Annotated in this window: 18 protein-coding genes; 1 reads left to right on the top strand and 17 read right to left on the bottom strand. The window is 72.2% G+C overall.

The window, feature by feature from the left end; all coding sequences use genetic code 11:
• Positions 1 to 11: 11 nt before the first annotated feature.
• Complete coding sequence (gene rapZ, locus ORV05_RS18735; RefSeq protein ID WP_268759811.1) at positions 12 to 869, bottom strand: RNase adapter RapZ; 858 nt, start codon at positions 867 to 869, stop codon at positions 12 to 14.
• A 29-nt stretch (positions 870 to 898) separates the two neighbouring features.
• Complete coding sequence (uvrC, locus tag ORV05_RS18740; protein ID WP_268440736.1) at positions 899 to 2,908, bottom strand: excinuclease ABC subunit UvrC; 2,010 nt, start codon at positions 2,906 to 2,908, stop codon at positions 899 to 901.
• An 80-nt stretch (positions 2,909 to 2,988) separates the two neighbouring features.
• Between uvrC and ORV05_RS18745 the strand changes: the two genes are divergently transcribed.
• Positions 2,989 to 3,768, top strand: a complete 780-nt coding sequence (locus ORV05_RS18745) for an exodeoxyribonuclease III (RefSeq protein ID WP_268440738.1) — start codon at positions 2,989 to 2,991, stop codon at positions 3,766 to 3,768.
• Positions 3,769 to 3,826: 58 nt separating this feature from the next.
• Here ORV05_RS18745 and ORV05_RS18750 read toward each other — a convergent pair whose 3' ends face one another.
• The 15 genes from ORV05_RS18750 to pyrF all read right to left on the bottom strand — a co-directional run bounded on the left by ORV05_RS18750 (position 3,827) and on the right by pyrF (position 17,513).
• A complete protein-coding gene (locus tag ORV05_RS18750; protein WP_268759812.1) occupies positions 3,827 to 4,285 on the bottom strand; it encodes a PH domain-containing protein in 459 nt (152 codons plus the stop codon).
• Between the two features lie 5 nt (positions 4,286 to 4,290).
• Positions 4,291 to 4,797 (bottom strand): 6,7-dimethyl-8-ribityllumazine synthase, encoded by a 507-nt coding sequence (gene ribH / locus ORV05_RS18755; protein ID WP_268440740.1) that lies wholly within the window; start codon positions 4,795 to 4,797, stop codon positions 4,291 to 4,293.
• Positions 4,794 to 6,080 carry a bifunctional 3,4-dihydroxy-2-butanone-4-phosphate synthase/GTP cyclohydrolase II gene (locus tag ORV05_RS18760; RefSeq protein WP_268759813.1) on the bottom strand — a complete coding sequence of 429 codons (1,287 nt, stop codon included), beginning with the start codon at positions 6,078 to 6,080 and terminating at the stop codon, positions 4,794 to 4,796. Before ORV05_RS18760 ends, ribH begins: the two co-directional genes overlap by 4 nt.
• A 79-nt stretch (positions 6,081 to 6,159) precedes the next feature.
• On the bottom strand, positions 6,160 to 6,798 hold the full coding sequence (locus tag ORV05_RS18765; RefSeq protein WP_144589199.1) for a riboflavin synthase: 639 nt from the start codon (positions 6,796 to 6,798) through the stop codon (positions 6,160 to 6,162).
• A 26-nt stretch (positions 6,799 to 6,824) separates the two neighbouring features.
• Positions 6,825 to 7,511, bottom strand: a complete 687-nt coding sequence (rpe, locus tag ORV05_RS18770) for a ribulose-phosphate 3-epimerase (protein WP_268440743.1) — start codon at positions 7,509 to 7,511, stop codon at positions 6,825 to 6,827.
• A 2-nt stretch (positions 7,512 to 7,513) separates the two neighbouring features.
• Positions 7,514 to 8,050 (bottom strand): flavoprotein, encoded by a 537-nt coding sequence (locus ORV05_RS18775; protein WP_268440745.1) that lies wholly within the window; start codon positions 8,048 to 8,050, stop codon positions 7,514 to 7,516.
• Positions 8,047 to 9,477: an RsmB/NOP family class I SAM-dependent RNA methyltransferase gene (locus ORV05_RS18780; RefSeq protein WP_268440747.1), complete on the bottom strand. Its 1,431-nt coding sequence runs from the start codon at positions 9,475 to 9,477 to the stop codon at positions 8,047 to 8,049. The genes ORV05_RS18775 and ORV05_RS18780 overlap by 4 nt, the downstream gene beginning before the upstream one ends.
• Entirely contained in the window at positions 9,474 to 10,400 is a 927-nt protein-coding gene (gene fmt / locus ORV05_RS18785) for a methionyl-tRNA formyltransferase (RefSeq protein WP_268440749.1), read from the bottom strand. The genes ORV05_RS18780 and fmt overlap by 4 nt, the downstream gene beginning before the upstream one ends.
• A gap of 290 nt (positions 10,401 to 10,690) precedes the next feature.
• Entirely contained in the window at positions 10,691 to 12,745 is a 2,055-nt protein-coding gene (locus ORV05_RS18790) for a primosomal protein N' (RefSeq protein ID WP_268440751.1), read from the bottom strand.
• A gap of 54 nt (positions 12,746 to 12,799) precedes the next feature.
• Positions 12,800 to 14,002, bottom strand: coding sequence for a methionine adenosyltransferase (metK, locus tag ORV05_RS18795; protein ID WP_268440753.1), 1,203 nt, complete (start codon positions 14,000 to 14,002; stop codon positions 12,800 to 12,802).
• A 106-nt stretch (positions 14,003 to 14,108) separates the two neighbouring features.
• Positions 14,109 to 15,332 (bottom strand): bifunctional phosphopantothenoylcysteine decarboxylase/phosphopantothenate--cysteine ligase CoaBC, encoded by a 1,224-nt coding sequence (coaBC, locus tag ORV05_RS18800; protein ID WP_268440755.1) that lies wholly within the window; start codon positions 15,330 to 15,332, stop codon positions 14,109 to 14,111.
• Positions 15,325 to 15,600 (bottom strand): DNA-directed RNA polymerase subunit omega, encoded by a 276-nt coding sequence (rpoZ, locus tag ORV05_RS18805; RefSeq protein ID WP_144589690.1) that lies wholly within the window; start codon positions 15,598 to 15,600, stop codon positions 15,325 to 15,327. The genes coaBC and rpoZ overlap by 8 nt, the downstream gene beginning before the upstream one ends.
• Complete coding sequence (gmk, locus tag ORV05_RS18810; protein ID WP_268440758.1) at positions 15,597 to 16,256, bottom strand: guanylate kinase; 660 nt, start codon at positions 16,254 to 16,256, stop codon at positions 15,597 to 15,599. Before gmk ends, rpoZ begins: the two co-directional genes overlap by 4 nt.
• Positions 16,253 to 16,570 (bottom strand): integration host factor, actinobacterial type, encoded by a 318-nt coding sequence (gene mihF / locus ORV05_RS18815; RefSeq protein WP_017983071.1) that lies wholly within the window; start codon positions 16,568 to 16,570, stop codon positions 16,253 to 16,255. Before mihF ends, gmk begins: the two co-directional genes overlap by 4 nt.
• 118 nt (positions 16,571 to 16,688) lie before the next feature.
• A complete protein-coding gene (gene pyrF / locus ORV05_RS18820) occupies positions 16,689 to 17,513 on the bottom strand; it encodes an orotidine-5'-phosphate decarboxylase (RefSeq protein ID WP_144589684.1) in 825 nt (274 codons plus the stop codon).
• Positions 17,514 to 17,547 lie beyond the last annotated feature (34 nt).

Raw genomic sequence — 17,547 nt, forward strand, 5'->3', positions numbered from 1 at the left:
TCTGCCCAGGCTCACTCGCGACCCAGATCCCGGTGGATCACCTTGACCGCCATTCCGTCCTCATTGGACAACAGCCGGGCCAGTTCCTCGGAGATCGCCACGCTGCGGTGCTTGCCGCCGGTGCAGCCGACCGCGAGCGTGAGGTACCGCTTGCCCTCCCGCCGGTAGCCCGCCCCGATCAGGCGCAGCAACTGGTGGTAGCGGTCGAGGAACTCCTCCGCACCCTCCTGGGAGAGCACGTAGTTGCGCACGTCGGAATCGAGACCGGTGTGGTCGCGCAGCTCCGGGATCCAGAACGGGTTCGGCAGGAACCGCACGTCCATCACCAGGTCCGCGTCCATCGGCAGGCCGTACTTGTAGCCGAAGGACAGCACGGTGACGCGGGTGCGCGTGGCCGATTCGGAGCCGAACGCGTCCTCGATCTTGGCGCGCAGGTCGTGTACCGACAGGGCCGAGGTGTCCAGCACCAGGTCGGCCTCTTCGCGCAGCGGGGCGAGCAGCGCGCGCTCGGAGGTGATGCCGTCGGCGAGCCTGCCGTCGCCCTGCATCGGGTGACCGCGGCGCACGTGCTCGAACCGGCGCACCAGCACCGCGTCCGTGGCCTCCAGGAACAGCACCCGCGGCTTGTACCCCCGCGCGTCCAGGTCCTTGATCACCGAGGCGAGGTCCTCGGTGAAGGCGCGCGAGCGCACGTCCATCACCACCGCGACCTTCGTGATGGCGCCCCGGGCCTGCGCACCCAGTTCGACCATCGTCTCGATCAGCTCCGGCGGCAGGTTGTCCACCACGAACCAGCCGAGATCCTCCAGGCATTTCGCCGCGGTGCTGCGGCCCGCCCCGGACAGCCCGGTGACGACCGCGACCTCCATCCCCGACACGCGGCCCCCTTCGCTTGTGCTCATGTCTTCCTCTCCCCTGCCTTCCCGTCCTCGCCCCGCAGTGCCGCGAACACCGCTTCCGCGGTGCGTTTCCCCACTCCCGGCACCGCCGCGATCTCTTCCACCCCGGCCAGTTTGAGCTTCTTCACCGACCCGAAGTGCTTGATGAGCGCGGACCGGCGCGTCTGCCCCAGGCCCGGCACACCGTCCAATACGGACACCTGCAGCCGCTTCGAACGCTTCTCCCGGTGGTACCGGATCGCGAAGCGGTGCGCCTCGTCGCGCACCCGCTGCAACAGGTACAACGCCTCCGAGGTGCGCGGCAGGATCACCGGGTCCGGATCGGCCGGCAGCCACACCTCCTCCAGCCGCTTGGCCAGCCCCACCACCGCGACATCGGTGATGCCGAGCTCGGCCAGCACGTCCGCCGCCGCGGTGGCCTGCGGGCCCGCCCCGTCGACCACCAGCAGGTTCGGCGGATAGGCGAACTTGCGGGGCCGCCCCGTCTCCGGGTCGATACCGGGCGTCCCGGCGGGCGGCTCGACGGCCTCGCCGCTCTCGGCACCCTCGGCGCCCCCGTCCTGCCCGTCCGCCGCGGCGGCCGTGTTTTCCTTGAGATAGCGGTGAAAGCGGCGGCGCACGACCTCGGCGATGGACGCCACGTCTCCCTCTTCGGCGGCCTCCCGCAGCGCGAAGCGGCGGTACTCCGACTTGCGGGGCACCCCGTCCTCGAACACCACCAGGGAGGCGACCACGTCGCTGCCCTGGATGTGGCTGATGTCGACGCATTCGATCCGCAGCGGCGCGGTGTCCAGTCCGAGCTGCTCCTGCAGCTCCGCCAGCGCCGCGGAACGGGCGGTCAGATCGCCCGCGCGGCGCAGTTTGTGCTGCGCGAACGCCTCCTCCGCGTTGCGCTGCACGGTCTCGGCCAGCGCGCGCTTGTCCCCGCGCTGCGGCACCCGCAGCTGCACCCGGGAACCCCGCAGCCCGGACAGCCATTCGGTGAGCGCCTCCGCGTCGGCGGGCAGTTCGGGCACGAGCACCTCGCGGGGCACCGGCGATCCGGCGTCCGCGGTCTGCTCGGCCTGCTCCACCTGCTCGCCGTAGAACTGGGCGAGGAACTGCTCGACGAGCGCGGGCACGTCCATCTCCTCGACCTTGTCGATCACCCAGCCGCGCTGGCCGCGCACCCGCCCGCCGCGGACGTGGAACACCTGCACGGCCGCTTCCAGCTCGTCGTGGGCGAAGGCGACCACGTCGGCGTCCGTGCCGTCGCCGAGCACCACGGCCTGCTTCTCCATCGCGCGGCGCAGGGCCCCGATGTCGTCGCGCAGACGCGCCGCCTTCTCGAACTCGAGCTGCTCGGCCGCCTCGGCCATCTCCCGCTCCAGCCTGCGGACCATCGCGTCGGTCCGCCCGGCGAGGAAATCGCAGAAGTCGCCGACGATTTCGCGATGCTCCTCCGCCGACACCCTGCCCACGCACGGCGCCGAGCACTTGTCGATGTAGCCGAGCAGGCACGGCCGCCCGATCTGGCCGTGCCTCCGGAACACGCCGGTGGAGCAGGTGCGCGCCGGGAACACCCGCAGCAGCAGGTCCAGCGTCTCCCGGATGGCCCAGGCGTGGGCGTACGGGCCGAAGTAGCGGACGCCCTTCTTGCGTGGGCCGCGGTAGACGTGCAGGCGGGGGAACTCCTCGTTCACCGTCACCGCCAGCACCGGATAGGACTTGTCGTCGCGGTAGCGGACGTTGAACCGCGGATCGAACTCCTTGATCCAGTTGTACTCCAGCTGGAGCGCCTCGACCTCGGTGGAGACGACCGTCCATTCGACACTCGCCGCCGTGGTCACCATCTGGCGGGTGCGGGGATGCAGGCCGGCCAGATCGGCGAAGTAGGAGTTCAGCCGGCTGCGGAGGCTCTTCGCCTTGCCGACGTAGATGACCCGCTTCGTCGCGTCGCGGAACTTGTACACACCGGGTTCGTCGGGGATGCTCCCGGGTGCGGGTCGGTAGGTGGACGGGTCAGCCACGGCACAAGCCTATGGCTCACCCCCGACAGTCCCGGCAACCCCTCCGTCATCGGCGTGGACGGTGTGCCATTCTCAGGCCCATGCGCATCGCCACCTGGAACGTCAACTCGGTCGCCGCCCGGCTCCCGCGGCTGCTCGCCTGGCTCGGTTCCGCCCAGCCCGACGTGCTGTGCCTGCAGGAACTCAAGTGCGCCACCGAGGCGTTCCCGCACGGCGAAGTGACCGCGCTCGGCTACGAGGTGGCCGCCTACGGGCTGGGCCGCTGGAACGGCGTGGCGATCCTCTCGCGCGTCGGGCTCGGCGACGTCCGCCGCGGGCTGCTCGACGAACCCGCGTACGAGAACGAGACCGAACCGCGCGCGATCGGCGCGACCTGCGGGGGCGTGCGCGTGTGGTCGGTGTACGTGCCGAACGGCCGTGAACCCGAGCACCCGCACTACGCGTACAAACTGCGCTGGCTGGAGGCACTGCGCGCCACCGTCGTGGCGGAGACCTCGGCGGAGCGGCCGCTCGCGGTACTGGGCGACTTCAACATCGCGCCCACCGACGACGACGTGTGGGACATCAGCCTGTTCGAGGGCGCCACGCACGTCACCGACGCCGAGCGGAAGGCACTGGCCGTGCTGCGCGACGCGGGACTCACCGACGTCGTGCCGCGGCCGCTGAAGTACGACCGGCCCTACACCTACTGGGACTACCGCCAGCTGGCCTTCCCGAAGAACAACGGGATGCGCATCGACCTGGTCTACGCCGACGCGGCGTTCGCCGCCGCGGTCACCGACGCCTACGTCGACCGCGAGGAACGCAAGGGCAAGGGTGCCTCCGACCACGCCCCCGTCGTCGTCGACCTCTCCCGCTGAGCGTTCGAGGAGGCCCTGCTGCACAACCGAAGACAGCTCTACCGATGAGTGGCGTGGGTCAGCGGTCGGCCCAGGCTTGTTTGTGCAGGCGGCGCAGGGCGCGCACGGACCGCACCGCGTGTTCGCGGTCCACGGCCTGGATGGCCAGCATGCCCTGGTACTCGAAGTCCGGCAGTTCGAGGCGGGCGAACGAGGCGCCGTCGGGGAAGCTCACCGACAGCACCTCGTGCCAGGCGAGCTTCTTGTTCAGCAGCAAGATGTTGCGCACCTCGATGCCCTCGGCGTCCGCCCGCACGCGGGGCGTGGCGAACAGCAGCGCCCCGCCGGCGAGGACCACCCCGATGCCCACCATCGCGATCTGGTCCGACACCGCGAAGATGACGCCGGTGCGGGAGCCGCGCAGCAGTACCGACACGACGACGAACACGGCGAACAGCACCACCGACAGCACCACGGCCATCCAGGTGGCGCGCTTCGGGCGGATCACGAGCACTTCTGAAGTGTCCTTGGCGGTCATGGTCTTCACACGAAACCTCGTTCGGTCCACGGCTGGCGCAGCGACCTCAGCACGAGCGCGGTGTCCAGTGCGGCCTGCGTCGCCTCGCGGCCCTTGTCCTCCGCCGAACCCGGCAGCCCGGCCCGGTCCAGCGCCTGCTGCTCGGTGTCGCAGGTGAGCACCCCGTTGCCGACCGGGGTGCCCTCGTCCAGTGCCACCCGGGTCAGCCCCGCGGTCACCGCGTCGCACACGTACTCGAAATGCGGGGTGCCGCCGCGGATCACCACGCCGAGGGCGACCACCGCGTCGTGCGTGCGGGCCAGCGCCTGCGCGACGACGGGCAGTTCCACCGCGCCGGCGACCCGCACCACGGTCGGCTCTTCCTTCAGCTTCGCCTCACCGGCCGTGGCGAGCGCCCGGGCCAGCAGGGTGTCGGTGATCTTGGCGTGCCACCGGGTCGCCACGATGGCCAGCCGCAGGCCCTCGCACTCGCTCAGGTCGATCCCGACGTCCGGGCGTCCTTCGCCGCTCACCGCGCCGCTCCGTTCCCGTTCCCGCTCGGCGCCTCGTCCAGCTCGGCCCCCACCTGGTCGAACTCCTCCAGGTTGGCCAGGTCGTGGCCCATGCGGTCGCGCTTGGTCCGCAGATAGCGCAGGTTCTCCGGGTTCGGCGAGATCGGCAGCGGCACCCGCCCCGTCACCTCGAGGCCGTACCCCTCGAGCCCCACGCGCTTGGCGGGGTTGTTGGTCAGCAGGCGCATCGACCGCACCCCGAGATCGCAGAGGATCTGCGCGCCCGTGCCGTAGTCCCGGGCGTCGGCGGGAACCCCCAGCGCGAGGTTCGCGTCGACGGTGTCCGCGCCCAGATCCTGCAGCTGGTAGGCCTGCAGCTTGTGCAGCAGCCCGATGCCCCGGCCCTCGTGACCCCGGATGTAGAGCACCACCCCGCGCCCCTCGGCGGCCACGGCCTTGAGCGCCGCGTCCAGCTGCGGACCGCAGTCGCACCGCAGCGAGCCGAACACGTCACCGGTCAGGCACTCGGAGTGCACGCGGACCAGGATGTCCTCACCGTCGCCGATCTCGCCGTAGACGAACGCGACGTGCTCGATCCCGTCCAGCAGGCTGTCGTAGCCCACAGCGCGGAACGTGCCCGCCGCCAGCGGGATCCGTGCCTCGGCCACCCGCTCGACCTGCTTCTCGTGGCGGCGGCGGTAGGCGATCAGATCGGCGATCGTGATGATCTGCAGGTCGTGGTCCGCGGCGAACACTTCCAGCTCGTCGCGGCGGGCCATGTCGCCCTCGTCCTTCTGCGACACGATCTCGCAGAGCACGCCCGCCGGGTGCAGTCCGGCGAGGCGGGCCAGATCGACCGAGGCCTCCGTGTGCCCGGGGCGCCGCAGCACGCCGCCCTCCTTCGCCCGCAGCGGCACCACGTGCCCGGGACGGCGGAAGTCCACCGGCTTCGAATCCGGATCGGCCAGCAGGCGCACGGTGTGCGCGCGGTCCGCGGCCGAAATCCCGGTGCTGACCCCCTCGGCCGCGTCCACGGTCACCGCGTACGCGGTCCCGCGCACGTCCTGGTTCGTGTGGTACATCGGCGGCAGGTCCAGTCGCGCGCAGTCCTGTTCGGTCAGCGCGGCGCACACGTAACCGGAGGTGTAGCGCACCATGAAGGCCATGAGCTCCGGCGTGGCCTTCTCGGCGGCGAAGATGAGGTCGCCTTCGTTCTCCCGGTCCTCGTCGTCGACCACGACCACGGGGCGCCCGGCCGCGATGTCGGCGATCGCCCGCTCGATCCCCGCGGTGTCCACCGGCATCCTGGCCCCGCACGGCGTCCCTGCAGTCACGCGTCCTCCTGTGTCTTGCGGGGCACCCGCACCCGGTCGGACCGAATGCTCATGCGTCCTCCTGTACCCCGCCGGTCTTCAACCCATTGTGCTCTGCGAGCCGGGCCAGGTGCGGAGCGGCCAGCTTCTCCACGTACTTGGCGAGCACGTCGACTTCGAGGTTGACCGGATCGCCCGGTTCGGCCAGGCCCAGCGTCGTCAACTCCAGTGTGGTCGGAATCAGCGCCACCGTGAACTCGTCGTTCGTCACACTCGCGACGGTCAGCGAGATGCCGTCCACCGCGATCGAGCCCTTCTCCACCACGTAACGGGCCAGCCCGGAGGGCAGCGCGAACCGGGTCAGGCCGTTCTCGTCACGAGAGAGAAAGCGGCCCGTGCCGTCCACGTGGCCCTGCATGATGTGCCCGCCGAGGCGGTCGCCGACGGCCGTGGCACGCTCCAGGTTGACCCGGTCGCCCGGCGCGATCTTCGCCAGGCGCGAACGGCGCAGTGTCTCGTCCACCACATCCACGGTGAACTCGTCGCCGGACACCTCGACCACCGTGAGGCACACCCCACTGACCGCGATGGAATCGCCGTGCCCGGCGTCGGAGGTGACGAGGGGGCCACGGACGGTGAGCCGGGCGGCGCTGGGCAACTGCTCGACGTGGGTGATCTCACCCAGCTCTTCGACGATGCCGGTGAACACGGGAGTCTCCTGTCCTGCGGTCGGAATCACTGGGCCTGGGCCCGGGCCGCGCGTTCGCGCAGGGCGGCCACGGCCTTGCCGGGGTCCTGGGCGCCGTAGACGGCCGACCCGGCGACGAAGCAGTCGACACCGGCCTCGGCGGCGGCCTCGATGGTGTCGGCGTTGATCCCGCCGTCGATCTCCACCAGCACCTTGAGGTGCCCGGTGTCCACCAGCCTGCGGGCGGTGCGGACCTTGTCCAGCACCTCGGGGATGAACGACTGGCCGCCGAATCCCGGCTCGACCGACATCACCAGCAGGGTGTCGTAGTGCTTGAGCGTTTCCAGGTGGTCTTCCAGCGGGGTGCCCGGTTTGACGGACAGGCCCGCCTTGGCCCCGGCGGCACGCAGGTTCTTGGCGAGCATGACCGGGTCGTGCGCGGCCTCGACGTGGACCGTCACGTTGTAGGCGCCCGCCTCGGCGTACGCCGGGGCCCAGCGGTCGGGGTCCTCGATCATCAGGTGGCAGTCCAGGGGCAGATCGGTCGCCTTGAGCAGGGACTGCACGACCGGAAGGCCCAGGGTCAGGTTGGGGACGAAGTGCGCGTCCATCACGTCGACGTGCACCCAGTCGGCACGCGTGTCGCCGGTTCCGGCCACGGCCTGGATCTCCTCGCCCAGGCGGGCGAAGTCGGCGGACAGGATGCTCGGCGCGATAAGAGGTCGGTGGGCCACGGTTACGCAGTGTAGAAGGCGGTCCCCGGGCCGGGTTCGGGGCCAGCGCCGGGCAGGGTGAGCAGGGCGTCGCGCCACGCCTCTCCGAGGGCGTGCAGGCGGACCCCGGCGGAGGCGAGGGCCTCCAGGTGCCGGGGCCAGGCCGGGTGCCCGGCCCGGGCCGGGCGCACCTGGTAGGCCACCGCGATGGGGACCGCGGGATCGCCGAGCACGTCCCCGAGCACGGTCAGCGCCTGGTTGTCGGCGATGCCGAGCGCGAGCTTGGCCACCGAGTTCGCGCTCGCGGGCGCGAACAGGAACGCCTCCGGATCGGGATGCGGCCGCGGACGGCCGGGCAGCCGCGGCTCGCTGCGCACCTCGAGATCGGTCAGTGCCTGGAGCTTCGGCAACTCTCCGGCGTCGTCCAGCCAGCGCGCCGCGGTGGGCGTCAGCGTGATCGCCAGGCGCCACCCCAGCCGGGCGGCGGGTTCGGCGAGCTCGGTGCGGAACCGGGATTCCACGCCCCCGCACGAGCTCGCCACCAGGCCGAGGACCCTCACTCGGGCCGTCGCAGCACCGCGCAGAACATCGCGTCGGTCCCGTGCCGGTGCGGCCACAGCTGCACGTACGGGCCGTCCCCCAGCTGCGGAACGCCGGGGAAGAACTCGCGCGCGTCGAGGATCTCCGCCTTGGCGCGCCGGGCCGCGTCGCCGATGACGCCCTCGGTCTCGGCGAGGTGCGGGGAACACACCACGTAGGCCACCACGCCGCCGGGCCGGAGCAGTTCGAACGCCGAAGCCAGCAGCTGGCTCTGCAGCTTCGTCAGGTCCGACACGTCGGAAGGCTTGCGACGCCAGCGGGCCTCCGGCCGCCGCCGCAGCGCGCCGAGCCCGCTGCAGGGCGCGTCGACGAGGATGCGGTCGTAGCCGGGCTCCAGCCCGGGATCGCGCCCGTCGGCCACCCGCACGGTCACGGGAAGTCCTTCGGTGGCCTTCTCGACCAGGCGCGCCCGGTGCGGGGCCTGCTCGACGGCGTCGACCCGCGCCCCGGACAGCCCGGCGAGCGCGCCGAGCAGCGCGGCCTTGCCACCGGGCCCGGCGCACAGGTCGAGCCACCGCTCGTCGCTCCCCTGCAGCGGGACCCGGGTGAGGGCGACGGCGCACAGCTGACTGCCCTCGTCCTGGACGGCGGCGAGCTTCTCCTTGACGGGCTCGGAATCCCCGGGGTCCCCGGCACCGGCCGGGAGGTGCACGCCGTAGGGCGAGTACGGCGCCACGTCGCCGCCGGTGATGGCGGCCAGTTCGTCCGCGCTGATCTCCCCGGGCCGGGCGACCAGGTGTACCTCGGGCCGGGCGTCGTCGGCCTCCAGCGCCGCCTGCAGCTCGGTCCCCTTGTCCCCCAGTGCTTCGGCGAAGGCGCGGGCGATCCAGCGCGGGTGCGCGGTCCGCATCGCGAGGTGCCCGATCGGATCGCTGTCACGGTCCGGCGTGAGCTCCTCCAGCCAGGCCGCCTCGTCCTTTTCGGACACCTTGCGCAGCACGGCGTTGACGAAACCCGCGACATGGGAACCCGCGTCGGCACGGGCCAGGTTCACCATCGCGTCGACCGCGGCGTGCTCGGGCACCCGGGTGCGCAGCAGCTGGTAGGCACCCAGCCGGAGGCAGTCCAGCACCGTCCCATCCACTTTGGACAACGGGCGGTCGATGCAGGCTTCGATCACGGCGTCCAGCAGCCCCTGCGCCCGCGACGCGCCGTAGGTCAGCTCCGTGGCGAGCGCGGCGTCCCGGCCGCTGATCCGGCGCTGCCGCAACAGATCCGGCAGCACGAGGTTGGCGTAGGCGTCCCGCTCGCGCACCGCGTGCAGCACATCGAGGGCGACCCGGCGCGCCGGGTCTTCCGGGGCCGGCGGCCGCCGCGGGCCCTGCTTGCGCGGGGCGGGCCTGCCCCGTTGCGGCCGAGACGGCCTGCGTTCACGTTCCGGGCTCATACCAGGCGTTCCCCTTGTTCGATTCTCGTCCCGCGCGCCCAGTCGGTGGCCGCCATCCGTTTCTTGCCCTGCGCCTGCACTTCACCCAGCGACACCGGTTTGGTCGCGGTGCCCGCGAGCACGCGCCTGCGCTCGACCAGCAGTTCCCCCGGCGCCAGGTCCGGGCCGTCCACCACGGTCACCGGCCCGAGCTTGAACCGTTCCTCCCGGAACAGCGCCCAGGCGCCGGGCTCCGGGGTCACCGCCCGCACGTGCCGGTCGACGGCGGCCGCCGGATCGGCGAAGGAGATCCGGGCGTCGTCCACGGTGACCTTCGGCGCGTAGGTGATGCCGTCAGCGGGCTGCGGCACCGGGACGAGCGTGCCGTCCTCGATACCGTCCATTGTGGATACCAGCAGCCGGGCGCCGCTGACCGCGAGGCGGTCCAGCAGCGCTCCGGCGGTGTCGCCCGCGCCGATCGGCTCGGTCACCACCCCGTAGACGGGCCCGGCGTCTAGCTCGCGGACGATCCGGAAGGTGGAGGCGCCGGTGATCTCGTCACCGGCCCGGATCGACGCCTGCACCGGAGCCGCGCCACGCCACGCCGGCAGCAACGAGAAGTGCAGGTTCACCCAGCCTTGGCGCGGGATGTCGAGCGTACGCTGCGGCAGCAGCGCGCCGTAGGCGACCACCGGGCAGGCATCGGGCGCCAGTTCGCGCAGCCGGTCCAGGAACTCGGCTTCCCCGGCCTTGGCCGGGGTCAGCACCTCGATCCCGTGGTCGTCGGCGAGCGCGCCGACGGGCGAGCGCAGCAGCTTCCGGCCCCGCCCCGCGGGCGCGTCGGGACGGGTGACGACCGCGACCACCTCGTGCCGCGGCGAGTCGAGCAGGGCTTGCAGTGACGGCACCGCGGGTTCCGGGGTGCCGGCGAACACCAGGCGCATCAAGGCACCTCGGCGGGTTCGGGCTGGGTAAAGGACTGGGTGAACATTGCCGTCCAGTCTATGGGCACCCTCCCGCCGCCCCGATCACCCGTGCCCTGAGAGACGCCTGGCAGGACCAGCCGGTTCTTCGAAAGCGGCGAAGCCGCTTGCGCCGCCGCGGGTTCTCAGGCGTCTTCTCGTGAGGACAGCGCCGACGTGGTTTGGCATTCATGAGGAGGCGATCCCACAGCGAGAAGACGCCTGAGGTTCCGCTACCTGCACCGCCACGCAAGTCCCTGCCAGAACACTTCCTAGATGATCTCCAGGGGGTCGAGCTGGATGCGGACGGGATCGGCCTCCTTGCGGGCGACGCGCTGGGCCTGGGCGGTGGCCAGTGCGGTGGCCAGGGCGCGGCCGTCGGAGCGCGGCACCCGGATGAGCATGCGTTCCCGCTCGGTCCGGCCCTCCTCGTCGGCCCGCCCCACCGGAACGGGACCGAGCAGTTCCCCGGAATCGGGCAGCACCAGTTCCTCCAGCAGCGCCGCCACCGCCCCGGGCGTGCCCTCCACGCTCGCCATGCGTACCGCGGGCGGGAAGGCGAGTCCGGCGCGCTCGGCCAGTTCGCGTTCGGCGTGCCAGGCGGGATCCCAGCGGACGAGGGCCTGCACGGGGGTGAGCCCCGCCTCCGCGCCGACCACGACGCGGCCGCCCGCGGCCGACGGCCGCACCAGCGCCGCCGCGGCCAGCCAGCGGCGCAGGGTCTCCTCCGCGGCCCGCAGGTCCTGCCTGCCCAGCAGCGCCCAGCCGTCCAGGAGCAGGGCGGCACCGTAACCGCCCTCGGCCACCGGTTCGGCGCCCGGCGTGCACACCACCAGCGCCGGTTTCCCGGGCACGGTGGCCAGCACCTCCCGTGCCCCCGAGGTCCGCACCGGGACACCGGGGAAGGCCCGTCCCAGCTCCTCGGCGGTGCGCTGGGAGCCGACGACCATCGCCCGCAGCCGGGTCGAACCGCAGGCCACGCAGCGGAAGCCGCCGTCGGGGGCACCGCACCAGCGGCAGCTCGGCGGGCGCCCCGCACCACCGGACAACGCCAGCGGCCCCGCGCAGCGGCGGCAGTGCGCGGGGGTGCGGCACCGGGCGCAGGCCAGCGCCGGGACATACCCGCGCCGGGGCACCTGGACCAGCACCGGGGCCCCGGCGGACAGGGCCTGCCGGGCGGCCTCGAAGGCCACCGCGGGCAGGCGGGCGGCCCGCGCCGCCTCGTCCCGGGCCACGTCGAAGTCCTCCCCGACGGGGGTGACGCGGGGTGCGGCCCTGCGCAGCTCGTCCCAGGAGGCGATCACCGCGTGGGCCCAGCCGGACTCGACGAGCAGCTGGGCTTCGGCGGTGCGGGCGTACCCGGCGACCACGAGCGAAGCCCGCTCGGCGTGGGCCCGCAGCGTCAGCACGTCACGCACCTGCGGATAGGGCATATGGGGATCGACGTGCAGATCGTCGCCGTCGTCCCAGACCACGAACAGCCCGGGGTCGGCGACCGGGGCGAACATCGCCGCCCGGGTGCCCACCACGATGCGGGACAGCCCCCGGGCGACGGCGAGCCACCGGCGATAGCGCTCGGCGGGCCCCACGTCGGCCGACAAGGCCACCACGGCGCCCTCCCCGGCCAGGCGCGCGCACGCGGCGTGCAGGCGCACGAGGTCCCGCTGGTCCGGCACCACCAGCACCGCACCGCGCCCGCCCGAGGCCACCGTCGCGGCGGCCTCCGCCAGCCGGGACGGCCAGTCCTCCCCCGGCAGCGCCTGCCAGACGGCGTGGGCCTGCCGCTGCCCGCGCAGCGCGTCCAGGAAGGCCGTTCCGCGCTGGTAGCGGCCCCAGCCGGTGGTCGCGGGCACGGGCGGCGCCGGTGCGGGCGGGCCCGCGGGCTCGGCCTCGGCCTTGGCGTGACGGGGCGGGATGGCCAGGCGCAGCACGTCGATCAGGGTGCCGCCGTAGCGTTCGGCGACGGTACGGGCGAGCGACGCCAGCGACGGCCCGAGCACCGGTTCACTGGAGACGACCCGCTCCAGGAAGGCCAGCCTGCCGGTGTGCCCGGTGGTGGCGGCGCGTTCGAGCAGGAACCCGTCGACGAGCTGCCCCGCGAACCGCACCCGCACCCGGCATCCGGGCACCGCCGCCTCGTCCAGCTGCGCGGGCACCTGGTAGTCGAAGGTGCGGTCCAGGTGCGCGAGCGGCACGTCCACCACGATCCGGGCGATCGGATCGCGCTCGGCCGGCCGCTGCTGCCCCTTGCGGGCGGCAGCGGGCCTCCCCGCGGCGCGCTTCGCCTTGGGGAGGTCCCACAGGGGCGGAGTCTGGGGGCCGGTCACCCGCTGATCTCTACCAGAAGGCCCCGACAGTCCGGACCGCCACGGCGGACCGGGTCAGGCGCCGGCGGCACTGCGCAGGTCGGCGGCACGGTCGGTGTTCTCCCACGGCAGGTTCAGCTCCGGCCGTCCGAAGTGACCGTAGGCCGCGGTGGGCGTGTAGATCGGGCGCAGCAGGTCGAGGTCGCGGATGATCGCGGCCGGGCGCAGGTCGAACACCTCGGTGATGGCGGACTGGATCTTGACCGGGTCCACCGTCTCGGTGCCGAAGGTCTCCACGAACAGCCCCACGGGCGTGGCCTTGCCGATCGCGTACGCGACCTGGACCTCCACCCGGGACGCCAGCCCCGCGGACACCACGTTCTTGGCCACCCAGCGCATCGCGTAGGCCGCCGAACGGTCCACCTTGGACGGGTCCTTGCCGGAGAAGGCGCCGCCGCCGTGGCGGGCCATGCCGCCGTAGGTGTCGACGATGATCTTGCGGCCGGTCAGGCCCGCGTCCCCCATCGGGCCGCCGATCACGAACCGGCCGGTGGGGTTCACCAGGAGCCGGAGGTCTTCCGTCTCGAGGCCGAGGCCCGCCAGCTCCGGTGCGACGACGTGCTCGCGCACGTCGACGCCGAGCATCGTCTCCAGGTCGATGCCCTCGGCGTGCTGGGTGGACACGACCACGGTGTCCAGCCGGACGGGCTGGTCCCCGGCGTACTCGATGGTGACCTGGGTCTTGCCGTCCGGGCGCAGGTAGGGCAGCACGCCCTCCTTGCGGACCCTGGTGAGCCGCTGCGACAGGCGGTGCGCCAGCGCGATCGGCAGCGGCATCAGCTCGGGGGTGTCCGAGCAGGCGTAGCCGAACATCAGGCCCTGGTCGCCCGCGCCCTGGCGGTCGATCTCGTCCAGCGCGTTCTCGAGCCGGGTCTCGTAGGCGGTGTCCACGCCCTGCGCGATGTCGGGCGACTGGGACCCGATCGCGACGTTCACCCCGCAGGAGTTGCCGTCGAAGCCCTTGGCGGAGGAGTCGTACCCGATCTCGAGGATCTTCTCCCGCACGATCGTCGGGATGTCGGCGTAGGCCTCGGTCGTCACCTCGCCGGCGACGTGCACCTGGCCGGTGGTGATGAGTGTTTCGACCGCGACCCGGCTGCGGGGGTCCTTCGCCAGCAGCGCGTCCAGAATGGAGTCGCTGATGGCGTCGCAGATCTTGTCCGGGTGCCCCTCCGTCACGGACTCGGAGGTGAACAACCTGCGGGTCGTTTCGGTCACGACGCTCGTCACATCCCATCAAACTCTGACGCCGGTGTTCCGGCGGCACCGCGGCGGCATGGCCGACGGTGTCCCGTCCAGCGTACGAGAAATTCTCAACGGCCGGTCAACGCTTGCCGTACTCCGACACGGCATCCCACACTGTGGCCGCGAGCTGCGCCTTCGACCCGAGCGGAATGGCCCGCTCCGTGCCGTCGGCCGCCAGCAGCCAGCCCGCGTTGTCCTCGACCTCGAACGCGCGGCCGTCACCGACCGCGTTGACCACCAGCAGGTCACAGCCCTTGCGCCGGAGCTTCGCGCGGGCGTGATCCAGCACGCTACCTTGTTCGTCGCCGGTTTCGGCGGCGAAACCCACGACGACCTGGTCGGGTTTCCGGTTTTCGACCAGCTCGGCGAGGATGTCCGGATTTCGCACGAGCGAAATCTCCGGATCGGGCCGGTCCTCCGATTTCTTGATCTTGTGTTCCACCCGGGCCGCGGGCCGGAAATCGGCCACCGCGGCGGCCATCACCACGACGTCGGCGGCCTGGGCCGCCTCCAGCACTGCGTCGCGCATCTCCAGCGCGGTGGACACGTGACGAAGATCAACTCCGGCGGGTTCGGGCAGGGCCGCCGTGTGCGCGGCGACCAGGACGACCTCGGCGCCCCGCTGGGCGGCCACCCTGGCCAGCGCGTAGCCCTGCTTGCCCGAGGACCGGTTGCCCAGGTAGCGGACCGGGTCGAGCGGCTCGCGCGTGCCACCGGCGGACACCACCACCCGCAGCCCGTGCAGGTCGCGGGGCAGCGCGTCGGGCCGCGCGAGCAGCAGGCGCGCCAGGTCGGCGATCTCGGCCGGGTCGGGCAGCCTGCCCTTGCCGGTGTCCACGCCGGTCAGCCTGCCGGAAGCCGGTTCGGCCACCACCACACCGCGCGAGCGCAGCAGCGCCACGTTGTCGCGGGTCGCGGGGTGTTCCCACATCTCGGTGTGCATGGCCGGGAAGAACGCGACCGGGCACCGCGCGGTGAGCAGGGTGTTGGTCAGCAGGTCGTCGGCCAGCCCGTGCGCCGCGCGGGCCAGCAGATCGGCGGTGGCGGGCACCACCAGCACCAGATCCGCCTCCTTGCCGACGCGGACGTGCTGGACCTCGGGCACCTCGGTGAACACGCCGGTGTGCACGGGATGCCCGGAGAGCGCCTCGAAGGTGGCCGCGCCGACGAAGTTCAGCGCGGCGGCGGTGGGCACCACCCGCACGTCGTGACCCGATTCGGTCAGCCGGCGCAGCACCTCGCAGGCCTTGTAGGCGGCGATGCCGCCGCCCACGCCCAGGACGACCCGGGGCCGCTCACTCACCTTCGGTGTGCTCGAGCAGACCGCCGTGGATCTCGCGCAGCGCGATCGACAGCGGCTTCTCGCGGGGTCCCGGCTCGACCAGCGGGCCGACGTACTCCAGCAGACCCTCGCCCAGCTGCGCGTAGTAGTCGTTGATCTGACGGGCACGCTTGGCGGCGTAGATCACCAGCGCGTACTTGGAACTGACCTTCGCCAGCAGATCGTCGATCGGCGGGTTGGTGATGCCTTCCAACTCTTCGCCATGGGCAGTACCCAGCGCTGAAGTCACTCGTGATGCTCCCGAATCGATTCGAAGTCCGTGTTCATCAAGTCTAACAACTGCCCGGCCGCGGTCCGCACGTCGGCGTTGACGACACGCACGTCGAACTCCCCCGCCGCCGCCAGTTCGCGCTCCGCCTCGGCCAGCCGCGCCTTGACCGCGGCCTCCTCCTCGGTGCCGCGGCCGGTGAGCCTGCCGACGAGCTCCTCCCACGAGGGCGGCATCAGCATCACCAGCCGGGCCTCGGGCATCGCCGCCCGGACCTGCCGGGCGCCCTGCAGCTCGATCTCCAGTACCGCCTGCCTGCCCTCGGCCAGCGCCCGCTCGACGGGCTCGCGCGGGGTGCCATAGCAGTTTCCCGCGAACTCCGCGTGCTCGAGCAACTCTCCCGCGGCGACCATCTTGTCGAACATCGCGCGGTCGATGAAGTGGTAGTGCGCCCCGTCGACCTCGCCGGGCCGGGGGGCCCGGGTGGTCACCGAAACGCTGAAGTAGATGTCCGGATCCAGCCGTCGCAACTCTGAGACCACGCTGGACTTGCCGACCCCGGACGGTCCCGAGACGACGGTGAGCCGACGCCGGGACGAACGTCCCGGAACCGGCTCACCGTGTGTCGCACGGCCGGTGTCCCCGGCCGCTGCCACGTGGTTACCTGTGTCGCTCACTCGCCGCTGAACTCGGCCAGCAGCGCCTTGCGCTGCCGGTCGCCGAGGCCGCGAAGCCGCCGGCTCGGCGCGATTTCCAGGCGCTCCATGGTCTGCTGAGCGCGCACCTTGCCGACGCCCGGAAGCGCCTCCAGCAAAGCGGAAACCTTCATCTTGCCGAGAACCTCGTCCTCGTCGGCCTGCTTGAGCACATCAGTCAGGGTGGTACCGCCCCGCTTGAGGCGTTCCTTCAGCTCCGCGCGGGCACGACGAGCGGCAGCGGCCTTCTCCAGCGCCGCCTTGCGCTGTTCCTCGGTCAGCTGGGGAAGTGCCACGTTTTCCTCCGTAGTACTCAAAATTCCGGGTGGGTGACGCGACGGTACCCACCCCCGGCCACCGGCCACAATGCGGGGGTGGCTGGTCAGTTCCGATTGCGGGGCCTGATATTAACGCTCATTCACTGATCGAAGCCTGGATCCTCCGCACGGCCGCCCGCAGCGCGGCGGGGTCCGGCCCATGCCGCAGGAGGTCCCTGGAGGATGCCGGGAGCACGCCCCGCAGCGCCGTGCCGAACAGCCTGCGAAGATCACCCACGGTGGCGCCCTGCGCCCCGAAACCCGGGGCCAGCACGGGTCCGTTGAGCGCGTCCAGGTCGAGTTCGCCGGGCGCGACGGTGGCCCCGACCACCACACCGACGTCCCCGAGCGGCGCCACACCCCGGTTCACCGCCGCCGCCTCATCCACAATGGACTGCGCGACGGTCTTTCCGTTGGGCAGCAAGGCATTCTGCAACTGCCACGCCTCCGGGTTCGAAGTGCGCGCGAGCACGAACACGCCCCGGCCCGCCGCCCGCGCGGTTTCGATCGCCGGGACCAGCGAGCCGAAGCCCAGGTACGGCGACACCGTCACCGCGTCGGCCGCGAGCTCGCTGTCACCGTCCAGATACGCGGCGGTGTAGGCGCCCATGGTGGAACCGATGTCTCCCCGCTTCACGTCCAGCAGGACGAGCGCACCCCCCTGGCGGGCGTAGTTGATCACCCGGGCCAGAACGGCGACCCCAGCGGCCCCGTAGGCCTCGAAAAAGGCCGACTGCGGCTTGATCACCGCCGCCTCCGCGGCGAGCACCTCCACCGCGCCCAGGGCGAACTTCTCGAGACCGGACACCGACCGTGGCAGACCCCACGCGTCCAGCAACCCCGGGTGCGGGTCGATCCCCGCGCACAGAGCTCCGCGCTCCGCCGTCCGCTCGGCGAGCCTGCGCCCGAACGGTTCAGTCATCGTGACTCCTTTCGGCGCAGCGCGGACGCGCCCG

The organism is Amycolatopsis cynarae, assembly GCF_026802195.1.
Taxonomy (GTDB): domain Bacteria; phylum Actinomycetota; class Actinomycetes; order Mycobacteriales; family Pseudonocardiaceae; genus Amycolatopsis_E; species Amycolatopsis_E rhizosphaerae.

Excerpts from the sequence above, each read along its gene's own strand:
- ORV05_RS18745 (WP_268440738.1), top strand. The coding sequence starts at position 2,989 with ATGCGCATCGCCACCTGGAACGTCAACTCGGTCGCCGCCCGGCTCCCG.
- rapZ (WP_268759811.1), bottom strand. The coding sequence starts at position 869 with ATGGAGGTCGCGGTCGTCACCGGGCTGTCCGGGGCGGGCCGCAGCACC.
- ORV05_RS18750 (WP_268759812.1), bottom strand. The coding sequence starts at position 4,285 with ATGACCGCCAAGGACACTTCAGAAGTGCTCGTGATCCGCCCGAAGCGC.
- pyrF (WP_144589684.1), bottom strand. The coding sequence starts at position 17,513 with ATGACTGAACCGTTCGGGCGCAGGCTCGCCGAGCGGACGGCGGAGCGC.
- fmt (WP_268440749.1), bottom strand. The coding sequence starts at position 10,400 with ATGCGCCTGGTGTTCGCCGGCACCCCGGAACCCGCGGTGCCGTCACTG.
- ORV05_RS18760 (WP_268759813.1), bottom strand. The coding sequence starts at position 6,080 with ATGCCGGTGGACACCGCGGGGATCGAGCGGGCGATCGCCGACATCGCG.
- ORV05_RS18780 (WP_268440747.1), bottom strand. The coding sequence starts at position 9,477 with ATGAGCCCGGAACGTGAACGCAGGCCGTCTCGGCCGCAACGGGGCAGG.